General features: G+C 41.9%; 5 protein-coding genes, 2 tRNA genes, 3 rRNA genes and 1 pseudogene. 3 read left to right on the top strand and 8 right to left on the bottom strand.

What is annotated here, in order from left to right; all coding sequences use genetic code 11:
- From ACINWC743_RS20790 to ACINWC743_RS20780, 3 genes and pseudogenes are all read right to left on the bottom strand, one after another.
- Window positions 1–666: pseudogene (locus tag ACINWC743_RS20790) on the bottom strand (IS5 family transposase); the annotation flags it as partial.
- Window positions 648–1,175, bottom strand: a complete 528-nt coding sequence (locus ACINWC743_RS20785) for a hypothetical protein (RefSeq protein WP_009586860.1) — start codon at window positions 1,173–1,175, stop codon at window positions 648–650. The gene ACINWC743_RS20785 and the pseudogene ACINWC743_RS20790, both read right to left, overlap by 19 nt.
- A 102-nt stretch (window positions 1,176–1,277) precedes the next feature.
- Window positions 1,278–2,078: a hypothetical protein gene (locus ACINWC743_RS20780; RefSeq protein ID WP_004827569.1), complete on the bottom strand. Its 801-nt coding sequence runs from the start codon at window positions 2,076–2,078 to the stop codon at window positions 1,278–1,280.
- Between the two features lie 179 nt (window positions 2,079–2,257).
- On the opposite strand from ACINWC743_RS20780, the gene metG reads away from it, so the two are divergent.
- The 3 genes from metG to ACINWC743_RS20765 all read left to right on the top strand — a co-directional run bounded on the left by metG (window position 2,258) and on the right by ACINWC743_RS20765 (window position 6,002).
- Entirely contained in the window at window positions 2,258–4,315 is a 2,058-nt protein-coding gene (metG, locus tag ACINWC743_RS20775; protein ID WP_035301535.1) for a methionine--tRNA ligase, read from the top strand.
- Between the two features lie 87 nt (window positions 4,316–4,402).
- A complete protein-coding gene (locus tag ACINWC743_RS20770; RefSeq protein WP_009586857.1) occupies window positions 4,403–4,888 on the top strand; it encodes a hypothetical protein in 486 nt (161 codons plus the stop codon).
- Window positions 4,889–5,024: 136 nt separating this feature from the next.
- Window positions 5,025–6,002: an MBL fold metallo-hydrolase gene (locus ACINWC743_RS20765; protein ID WP_035301533.1), complete on the top strand. Its 978-nt coding sequence runs from the start codon at window positions 5,025–5,027 to the stop codon at window positions 6,000–6,002.
- A 154-nt stretch (window positions 6,003–6,156) separates the two neighbouring features.
- Here the strand turns inward: ACINWC743_RS20765 and rrf are convergent.
- The 5 genes from rrf to ACINWC743_RS20740 all read right to left on the bottom strand — a co-directional run bounded on the left by rrf (window position 6,157) and on the right by ACINWC743_RS20740 (window position 11,551).
- Window positions 6,157–6,271, bottom strand: a 5S ribosomal RNA gene (gene rrf, locus ACINWC743_RS20760).
- 237 nt (window positions 6,272–6,508) lie between these two features.
- Window positions 6,509–9,399: ribosomal RNA gene (locus tag ACINWC743_RS20755) — 23S ribosomal RNA — on the bottom strand.
- Between the two features lie 358 nt (window positions 9,400–9,757).
- A tRNA-Ala gene (locus ACINWC743_RS20750) sits at window positions 9,758–9,833 on the bottom strand.
- Between the two features lie 44 nt (window positions 9,834–9,877).
- Window positions 9,878–9,954: transfer RNA gene (locus tag ACINWC743_RS20745), tRNA-Ile, on the bottom strand.
- 59 nt (window positions 9,955–10,013) lie between these two features.
- Window positions 10,014–11,551 (bottom strand): 16S ribosomal RNA (locus tag ACINWC743_RS20740).
- The 16S, 23S and 5S rRNA genes sit together here with 2 tRNA genes alongside, the layout of an rRNA operon.
- Window positions 11,552–11,712 lie beyond the last annotated feature (161 nt).

Raw genomic sequence — 11,712 nt, 5'->3', positions numbered from 1 at the left:
GTGGCTATCCCTCTAAATTGCTTTAACCTACAAAACATATTTTCTACTAAGTGCCTGATTTTATATAAATACCAATCCATATGGTCATTGTTTGATTGGCTATTGGTTTTTTAGGTATATTGCTTTTGTTCCAGTTGCTCTAATCTGCTGTCTTAATGGCTCTGAATCGTAGCCTTTATCTGCACATACAATCTCTGCCTCATTTAAATGAGTTTTGAAATTAAATCAGGTGCGACTTAACATCATGTGTGTTCCATCAGTAATAATGAAATCAATAGGATTCCCATTTGAATCTACAACTAAATGTATTTTGGAGGAGTTTCCTCCTGCACTTTTAGAGATTGCCTGATCAGCAATACCCGCAGAATGTTGATGAGCACGAATATGGGAACCATCGATGAATAGCCATTCCATATCGGTATTCAGTGATAATAATTTGAATATAGTGAGTAACTTACCACTACTTGACCAGCGATTAAAACGTTTAAAAATAGAGTTCGGTTGTCCAAAGCAAGTGGGTATGTCACGCCAAGGACATCCAGTTCTTATCCTATAAAGAATCGCTTCAATAAAATTTCTTAAATTTGAGTTGAGATGAATGGATAAATTACGCAAAATAGCTTTCAACTTTTGCCAGTGTTGATCTGTTAACATGGTACGAGGCATAGCGAATAGTAAAATTGGGTTTGGCGATTTAATTTTACTACTTCGCTATTTTTTAATCTAAAAGTGTCAACACACCCTAAATATAATGTATTTCCAGCCATTAAGCCTATAAAAATAGGAATTAACAACAAGGCATAAGCAATACATAAATATGGCAACATTTCGAGAAAACGATATAGAGTTCCCTCTAAACATAAAATTAGAAAGAGACAGCTCAAAATGAACAAAAAAATGAAGCCTGTCACTTTAAGCATTTGAGCAATTTCAATCACTGCTTTAGGCTTTTTTAGAACACTAAAAATCAGCAAATAACTAAACAATGCCAACACAAATAGAAATGGCGTTAAATACAATACCACCTTCATACCACGACTTGAGTTCCGCTCAGAAACGATGCTTAGTAAATCACCCTGATAAAAATATAACAACAAACTGAATGGAACAACCAAACTTAAAACAGCGCTGAGACTGGCAGCAGCGGAAACCACATATAAATACCAAGATCGCATCCTGTTTTCCTTTTCCGATCTTGGCATCAGTGTCTAAAACATAAATGTAAAATATTTGATTCTTTGGTGAAATTTAAGTGAAGTTTTTAATATTTTCCTAGCTTAGGATTTTAATGAACTCATAAAGCTAACCGCGCTAAATAACCAAATAAACAATACAAAGCTACGCCCCTGATTAAAATGGCTCAACTCTGTACCATGCAAAATATTGTGGCGTGTCATACTCACGGTTGAACTATTGTCCATTTTATATGCAGCAAGCTCTAAGAAATAATGATTCAATTCATTGGCAATTTTGACCTTATGCCATAAACTCTTGATCTCATGACCTTTTAAACCTGGCACAATTTTATAAACATCAATAAATTTAGTATCCTGTTGTTTTAAATATCCATTTTGAAGTAAAACTGCTGTCAGTAAACCTTCTAATTGTGCATATAGCAAAGGTATACATCCTGCATAAAGTTCTAATTCATAGAGTTTAAAACTTTGCGCTAATACAGCTTTGTATTGAGCTTTTGACTCACCAATATCTAATAGCTCAAAAGCATCTAGCAAGCTGCTTTGAAAAAACTCAGTATTGATCACATCCAAAAGATTAAATTCTGAAATCTCTTTAGCCTCATGAATGAGTTGCCAAAAATACAAAAGGTTTAATGCATCATTAGCAACCTTCGCATCCACAGGTTGATCTAATTGATCTGCAAGTACATCGAAATATTTTTCTTCTTGCGCCATATCTCTGAGCGTCTGAATTAAAAACTGATGCTCATCCTCAGAAATATCGTCTAGATACTGTTGTGCTTGTTTTAAAATATTTTTTTCAAACTGTGCTTTGGTTTTTTGATTTTGTGCAATACGAATTACAGGTTGATCATCATCAAAATAATCTTCATCAATCATTACTTTATTACTCATGAGCATGCTTCAATCGTTGATTCTATAATAATAAATCGTTGGGTATATGAATATGATTAAAAATCCACATTTGAAAAGAATTCACCTATTCAGTTGTGCATCTTGATAGCAATTACGTTAAAATCAATACCCTTGCCTTAACTTTGAGAAAGAGAGTTATATCCGTGCGAAATATCTTAGTCACTAACGCCCTTCCATACGCAAATGGTCCTATTCATATGGGTCATCTACTCGGCTACATCCAAGCAGATATCTGGGTTCGTGCCATGCGTGCAATGGGTCATGATGTGACTTATGTATGTGCGGATGATGCTCATGGTACAGCCATTATGCTTCGCGCTGAGGCGAATGGAATTACCCCTGAAGAACAAATTGCCAATGTTCAGAAAGAACATATTCGTGATTTCGATGGTTTTGGTGTGCATTTTGATCACTATGATTCAACCAATAGTGATGAAAATAAGGCTCGCTCTGAAGAAATTTATATCAAAAACCGTGAAGCAGGAAATATCGCGATTCGTCCTGTAACACAATTATTTGATCCTGAAAAAAGCATGTTTCTTTCAGATCGATTTATTAAAGGCACATGCCCAAAATGTAAAGCTGAAGATCAGTATGGCGACTCATGTGAAGTCTGTGGAACCACCTACAATGCAACAGAATTGTTGAATCCACGCTCAACTTTAAGTGGTGCGACACCTGTTGAAAAATCATCTGATCATTACTTTTTCAAACTGCCTAATTTTGCAGAATATTTACAAAAATGGACGCGTGACGAAGGTCGTCTACCTGTATCTATCGCAAATAAATTAGACGAATGGTTTGATAATGGTTTAAACGACTGGGATATTTCTCGTGACGCTCCATATTTCGGTTTTGAAATACCCGATGCACCTAATAAATACTTCTATGTTTGGGTTGATGCACCCATTGGCTATATGTCGAGTTTTGAAAATTACATCAAAACCAAGCGACCAGAATTAAATTTTGATGCATTTTGGAAAAAAGATTCTAAAAATGAGGTGTATCACTTCATTGGTAAAGATATTGTTTATTTCCATGCGCTGTTCTGGCCTGCAATGCTTGAAGGTGCAAATTACCGCACTCCTACAGGTCTATTCGTAAATGGTTTCTTAACTGTGAATGGTCAGAAGATGTCAAAGTCTCGCGGTACCTTCATCAAAGCTGAAACCTATTTACAGCATTTGAATCCAGAATATTTACGTTATTACTTTGCTTCCAAACTGTCTGATAAGGTTGAAGATTCTGACTTAAATCTTGATGATTTCGTACAGAAAGTGAACTCAGATTTGGTCGGTAAAGTAGTCAATATTGCCAGTCGTTGTGCAAAATTCATTAACACCAAATTTGACAATACCTTATCAAAGACCTGTACAGAGACTGCTTTGGTTCAAAGCTTTATCGATGCTGGTGATTCAATTGCCAAAGCTTATGAAGCGCGTGAATTTTCTACTGCCATTCGTGAAATCATGGCACTTGCTGATCGTGCAAATCAGTATATTGATGAGAAAAAACCTTGGGCTTTGGCAAAAATCGAAGGTGAAGAACAACAAGTTCATGATGTCTGTTCAGTGGGTATTAACCTGTTCCGCCAATTAGCTGTTTATCTCGCACCTGTTTTGCCAACGCTTGCTCAACAAGTCCAAGATTTCTTAAAACTGGATCGTTTTGATTTTGCTTCACGTCAAAATATCTTAACAGCACATGAAATTTCGCAATTCCAACCATTGATGCAACGTGTAGACCCTAAAGCAGTAGCTGCTATGGTTGATGCATCTAAAGACTCTTTGGCTTCTGCAGCTGAACCAGCAAAAGTTGAAAAGAAAAAAGAGAAGAAAGTTGAGAAAAAGCCTGAACCTAAAGTGGGTGAAGCTGAAATTATTGGTATTGAGGACTTTATCAAAGTTGATCTCCGTGTCGCAGAAGTTGTAGACGCTGCCCATGTTGAAGGATCAGATAAATTACTTCAACTGACCTTAAATGTTGGCGAAGCAGAACCACGTAATGTATTCAGTGGAATCCGTGAATTCTATGCACCAGAAGATTTAAAAGGTAAATTGGTCGTGATGGTTGCTAACCTCGCTCCACGTAAAATGCGCTTTGGTATTTCCAATGGAATGGTGCTTGCTGCTGGAAATGGTGAAGGTGTTTGGGTCATTTCACCTGAATCTGGTGCAAAAGCTGGTGACAAAGTCTCATAATTAGCAATCCAATGATTTTTGAAAGGCTTCTTCGGAAGCCTTTTTTTATGTTATGTTCAAGAATAAAATCAAGATAAAGCTCATAATATGGCAATTACAAAAACCAGCCTTTCACAAAAAGCTAAATGGCAAAGTTCAGCATTTGTCATTTGGGGACCATTTATTGGAACTTTGATTATTGCAATCACATTTCATAGCCATATTATGTTCGGTGATCCAATACGATTTTTAAAAGGTCTCATTACGCCCTCGATCATATTTCCAATGATTGGAGGACTATTCTTAATTACACCGTTTGGTTATTTACTTGGCATTATTCCTGCAATAATCATTCAATTATTATTCCAACATTTCTTTGCCGGAAAGCTCGCTCAAATACCCTTCATGCGATGCATAATCTATGGCGCAATGTTAGGATTAATGCTTTCACCCTTTATCCTTATTCTTTCCATACTCACTCCATCACCTATATTCACATTTAGTTATCTGCAATTTGTTCTCATCCTTCCCACAACCTTAATTTGTACTGTTATTGAATGGAAAAGAATCCAAAACAAAAGGCAAATTAACTGAAGCACTCACACCAACACTTTTGAGAATCATAAAAAATTCGCTTACAAAAGCAGAATTTTTTTCATCAATAAAAAGCTCAGTAACAGATCAATCCATGCTACAAAATAATTCATTAAATTAATGTTGAACATATCCAATGAAAAATATTGTCCAATCTTTGTCAGTACTCTGCGTTTGTTTATTTCCACTTGCATCAAAGGCAGATGTTCAAAAAACTTTACCGATTATTGAGCAACAGCCGCAAGTTTCTGGTTTTTACCAATATCAAGTTGGTGATACACAAATTACAGCCTTACTTGATGGCACAAATTTTATGTCGCCTACACTCTTTAAAGATATTTCATCAGACAAAGTTCAAGAGATTTTAAAAAAGTACCACGCTGATCAAGCAAAAGGTGTACAAACCTCAGTCAATGCTTTTCTGGTTAATACTGGAAAGTCTTTAGTTTTAGTTGATAGTGGTACTGCGGATTGTTTTGGTGCTCACTTAGGCTCTGTACTAAAAAATCTGAAAGCTTCAGGCTATCAACCAGAGCAAGTCAATATAATTTTACTGACACATTTACATCCTGATCATTCCTGTGGTGTCAGTAAAAATGGTATCGCTAATTTTCCCAATGCCACCATTTATGTCTCAGAAAGAGAAGCGAGTTATTGGCTAAATCCGAAACAAGCTGAAAAAATAGCACAGGATAAGCGCCAAAATTATGTGGCAACTGTAGAGAAAATTAAAGCCGCACTTGCACCCTATCAAGCCAAACAGCAATTTAAAACCTTCAAACTAGGTGACAAAATCAATGACTTTGAAGTAATCAACACTGCAGGTCATACACCTGGACATTTTAGCTACAAACTCAAAACCACAGGTGAAGATGTTATCTTTATTGGTGATATTGTGCATTCTCACACTGTCCAATTCGACAGACCAGAAACAGCGATTGAATATGATATTGATCCTAAAATGGCTGTACAAACACGTTTAAAACAATTTGCAGACTATGCTAAAAATGGACAGACTATAGCAGCACCTCACTTACCCTTTCCAGGCATTGGTCATATCTACTCAGCAGATGGGAAAAGCTATCAATGGATTCCAATCCACTTTAAAGACTGAATTATTTTTGCTTTAACGGCAATTGATATAAGCTCTACCACCAGGTAGGGCTTTTATTTTCCTTCTTAATTTCTTATCATTTCTATTTTTTTCTTTAATTTACGCATAAAAAAACACCCTCAACATATTCGTTGAGGGTGTTTTAAGAATTAAAAGCTGGCGATGACTTACTCTCACATGGGTAACCCCACACTACCATCAGCGCTAAGAGGTTTCACTTCTGAGTTCGGGAAGGGATCAGGTGGTTCACTCTTGCTATTGTCGCCAGCAAACTGTTATGGACTTTTTCGGGTCTTATGGGTATGCCTTACTTTGTTCCAAATGAGTTTAACAGAAGAACATTTGAGTTGATTTTAACATAAAGCATAGCTTTATGTCTTGCGCTCGGACAAACATAATTAATGTTTGTTTATTCCTCGCTCATGTAACTAGCTTTACAACTAAATCAAGTTTCTTTGATCTTTTATGAATCAAATGATGCTTCAATACAACTGCTTGGGTGTTGTATAGTCAAGCCTCACGAGCAATTAGTATTGGTCAGCTTCATGCGTCACCGCACTTCCACATCCAACCTATCAACGTCGTAGTCTTCAACGGCTCTTTAGAGGACATAAAGTCCTAGGGAAATCTTATCTTGAGGTAGGCTTCCCGCTTAGATGCTTTCAGCGGTTATCCCTTCCGAACATAGCTACCCGGCGATGCGACTGGCGTCACAACCGGTACACCAGAGGTTCGTCCACTCTGGTCCTCTCGTACTAGGAGCAGATCCTCTCAAATTTCCAACGCCCACGGTAGATAGGGACCGAACTGTCTCACGACGTTCTAAACCCAGCTCGCGTACCTCTTTAAATGGCGAACAGCCATACCCTTGGGACCTGCTTCAGCCCCAGGATGAGATGAGCCGACATCGAGGTGCCAAACACCGCCGTCGATATGAACTCTTGGGCGGTATCAGCCTGTTATCCCCAGAGTACCTTTTATCCGTTGAGCGATGGCCCTTCCATACAGAACCACCGGATCACTAAGACCTACTTTCGTACCTGCTCGACTTGTGGGTCTCGCAGTTAAGCGCGCTTTTGCCTTTATACTCTACGCGTGATTTCCGACCACGCTGAGCGCACCTTCGTACTCCTCCGTTACTCTTTAGGAGGAGACCGCCCCAGTCAAACTACCCACCAGACATGGTCCTCGTCCCGGATAACGGGACAGAGTTAGAACCTCAATATTACCAGGGTGGTATTTCAAGGATGGCTCCATAGCAACTGGCGTCGCTACTTCTAAGCCTCCCACCTATCCTACACAAGTAAGATCAAAGTTCAATGTCAAGCTGCAGTAAAGGTTCACGGGGTCTTTCCGTCTAGCCGCGGGTACACCGCATCTTCACGGCGATTTCGATTTCACTGAGCCTCTGCTGGAGACAGCGCCCCCATCATTATGCCATTCGTGCAGGTCGGAACTTACCCGACAAGGAATTTCGCTACCTTAGGACCGTTATAGTTACGGCCGCCGTTTACTGGGGCTTCGATCAAGAGCTTCGCTTACGCTAACCCCATCAATTAACCTTCCAGCACCGGGCAGGCATCACACCCTATACGTCCACTTTCGTGTTTGCAGAGTGCTATGTTTTTAATAAACAGTTGCAGGGGCCTGGTTTCTGTGGCTGCCAATAGCTCAAGGAGCAAGTCCTATCACCGTCAGCAGCGTACCTTCTCCCGAAGTTACGGTACCATTTTGCCTAGTTCCTTCAGCAGAGTTCTCTCAAGCGCTTTGGTCTACTCGACCTGACCACCTGTGTCGGTTTCGGGTACGATTCCTGTGTAACTGAAGCTTAGAGACTTTTCCTGGAAGCATAGTATCAGCCACTTCACGAGTAAACTCGCTTGCTATCAGTTCTCAGCATAGAGCACCCCGGATTTGCCTAAGATGCATGCCTACAACCTTTCACCTGGACAACCAACGCCAGGCTGACTTAACTTTCTCCGTCCTCTCATCGCATTACACAGAAGTATTGGAATATTAACCAATTTCCCATCGACTACGCCTCTCGGCCTCGCCTTAGGGGTCGACTCACCCAGCCCCGATTAACGTTGGACTGGAACCCTTGGTCTTTCAGCGAACGGGTTTTTCACCCGTTTTGTCGTTACTCACGTCAGCATTCGCACTTCTGATACCTCCAGCATGCTTCTCAACACACCTTCATCGGCTTACAGAACGCTCCCCTACCACGTATACAATGTATACATCCGCAGCTTCGGCATATAGTTTTAGCCCCGTTACATCTTCCGCGCAGGCCGACTCGACTAGTGAGCTATTACGCTTTCTTTAAAGGGTGGCTGCTTCTAAGCCAACCTCCTAGCTGTCTATGCCTTCCCACATCGTTTCCCACTTAACTATAATTTTGGGGCCTTAGCTGGCGGTCTGGATTGTTTTCCTCTTGACTACGGACGTTAGCACCCGCAGTCTGTCTCCCGGATAGTACTCATAGGTATTCGGAGTTTGCATCGGTTTGGTAAGTCGGGATGACCCCCTAGCCGAAACAGTGCTCTACCCCCTATGGTATTCGTCCGAGGCGCTACCTAAATAGCTTTCGGGGAGAACCAGCTATCACCGAGTTTGATTAGCCTTTCACCCCTATCCACAAGTCATCCCCTGGCTTTTCAACGACAGTGGGTTCGGTCCTCCAGTTAGTGTTACCCAACCTTCAACCTGCTCATGGATAGATCACCCGGTTTCGGGTCTATACCCAGCAACTAAACGCCCTATTAAGACTCGATTTCTCTACGGCTCCCCTATACGGTTAACCTTGCTACTGAATATAAGTCGCTGACCCATTATACAAAAGGTACGCAGTCACCGAACAAGTCGGCTCCCACTGCTTGTATGCATGCGGTTTCAGGATCTATTTCACTCCCCTCACAGGGGTTCTTTTCGCCTTTCCCTCACGGTACTGGTTCACTATCGGTCAGTCAGGAGTATTTAGCCTTGGAGGATGGTCCCCCCATATTCAGACAAGGTTTCACGTGCCTCGCCCTACTCGTCATCATTATATGTGCACTTTCGTGTACGGGACTATCACCCTCTACGGTAGCACTTCCCAGAGCTTTCCGCTAATACACATATAACTTAATGGGCTGATCCCCGTTCGCTCGCCGCTACTGAGGGAATCTCAATTGATTTCTTTTCCTAAGGGTACTGAGATGTTTCACTTCCCCTCGTTCGCCTCGCATGACTATGTATTCATCATGCGATACCTACCTTATGGTAAGTGGGTTTCCCCATTCAGAAATCTCCGGATCACAGGATATTTGCCGCCTCCCCGAAGCTTATCGCAGGCTATTACGTCTTTCATCGCCTCTGACTGCCAAGGCATCCACCACATGCACTTAATTACTTGACTATACAACCCCAAACAGTCGTTAATCCCTACAAGGAGGATCAACAATGTGGATTTAACCACTTCTATTTGTTGCCTGTGAACTTAATCACTGTACAGCTTCAATTTAATTCATATACCAAAACGCTTGATTCAGTTTTATCGCTAGTTCTCATTTCATTCCGCTTTAACAATTGCTTGTTAAGCTTCATAAAACGAGTTAAACAATTATTTCAACTCAAATATATTCTGTTAATGATTCTCTACCGCCTCGTCAGCGAGTAGTTCACTGTGATAAATCACAGAAGTTAATAAACTCTATAAACTTCAGTTCATTAATTTCTATAATCAATCTTTTTTTAATCAGGTAACTGCGTAGTAGTGGTGGAGACTAGGAGAGTCGAACTCCTGACCTCCTGCGTGCAAAGCAGGCGCTCTACCAACTAAGCTAAGTCCCCAGCTTAAGATCTTAATATATCTGCTCTTCTGTGTTCAGTAGACTTGGTGGGTCTGACAAGACTTGAACTTGTGACCCCACGCTTATCAAGCGTGTGCTCTAACCAACTGAGCTACAGACCCTCAGATACATCAATGAAGAACAACTTGTTGTGGATTCTTACCAATCGTCAATCTTTCGTTAAGGAGGTGATCCAGCCGCAGGTTCCCCTACGGCTACCTTGTTACGACTTCACCCCAGTCATCGGCCACACCGTGGTAAGCGTCCTCCTTACGGTTAGACTACCTACTTCTGGTGCAACAAACTCCCATGGTGTGACGGGCGGTGTGTACAAGGCCCGGGAACGTATTCACCGCGGCATTCTGATCCGCGATTACTAGCGATTCCGACTTCATGGAGTCGAGTTGCAGACTCCAATCCGGACTACGATCGGCTTTTTGAGATTAGCATCCTATCGCTAGGTAGCAACCCTTTGTACCGACCATTGTAGCACGTGTGTAGCCCTGGTCGTAAGGGCCATGATGACTTGACGTCGTCCCCGCCTTCCTCCAGTTTGTCACTGGCAGTATCCTTAAAGTTCCCATCCGAAATGCTGGCAAGTAAGGAAAAGGGTTGCGCTCGTTGCGGGACTTAACCCAACATCTCACGACACGAGCTGACGACAGCCATGCAGCACCTGTATGTAAGTTCCCGAAGGCACCAATCCATCTCTGGAAAGTTCTTACTATGTCAAGACCAGGTAAGGTTCTTCGCGTTGCATCGAATTAAACCACATGCTCCACCGCTTGTGCGGGCCCCCGTCAATTCATTTGAGTTTTAGTCTTGCGACCGTACTCCCCAGGCGGTCTACTTATCGCGTTAGCTGCGCCACTAAAGTCTCAAAGACCCCAACGGCTAGTAGACATCGTTTACGGCATGGACTACCAGGGTATCTAATCCTGTTTGCTCCCCATGCTTTCGTACCTCAGCGTCAGTATTAGGCCAGATGGCTGCCTTCGCCATCGGTATTCCTCCAGATCTCTACGCATTTCACCGCTACACCTGGAATTCTACCATCCTCTCCCATACTCTAGCTCCCAGTATCGAATGCAATTCCCAAGTTAAGCTCGGGGATTTCACATCCGACTTAAAAAGCCGCCTACGCACGCTTTACGCCCAGTAAATCCGATTAACGCTCGCACCCTCTGTATTACCGCGGCTGCTGGCACAGAGTTAGCCGGTGCTTATTCTGCGAGTAACGTCCACTCATCTTGGGTATTAACCAAAAGAGCCTCCTCCTCGCTTAAAGTGCTTTACAACCATAAGGCCTTCTTCACACACGCGGCATGGCTGGATCAGGGTTCCCCCCATTGTCCAATATTCCCCACTGCTGCCTCCCGTAGGAGTCTGGGCCGTGTCTCAGTCCCAGTGTGGCGGATCATCCTCTCAGACCCGCTACAGATCGTCGCCTTGGTAGGCCTTTACCCCACCAACTAGCTAATCCGACTTAGGCTCATCTATTAACGCAAGGTCACAAGTGATCCCCTGCTTTCCCCCGTAGGGCGTATGCGGTATTAGCATCCCTTTCGAGATGTTGTCCCCCATTAATAGGCAGATTCCTAAGTATTACTCACCCGTCCGCCGCTAGGTCAATTACCGAAGCAATCTCCCCCGCTCGACTTGCATGTGTTAAGCCTGCCGCCAGCGTTCAATCTGAGCCATGATCAAACTCTTCAGTTAAAATCATTAGTGACTTAAGGTCACAATTCTGGCTCATCAATTACTGACAAATTCTCTCAAATAAACTTCGAGTAATTTAAACCAACAATCAATGATAATATTTCGATCAATCAATCAGTAAAAATCCACACAAGTTGTTCTTCATATTCTCTTAATGATCA

The organism is Acinetobacter sp. WC-743, assembly GCF_000335555.1.
Taxonomy (GTDB): Bacteria; Pseudomonadota; Gammaproteobacteria; order Pseudomonadales; family Moraxellaceae; genus Acinetobacter; species Acinetobacter bereziniae.
This window is presented reverse-complemented; position numbering and strand designations above follow the sequence as displayed.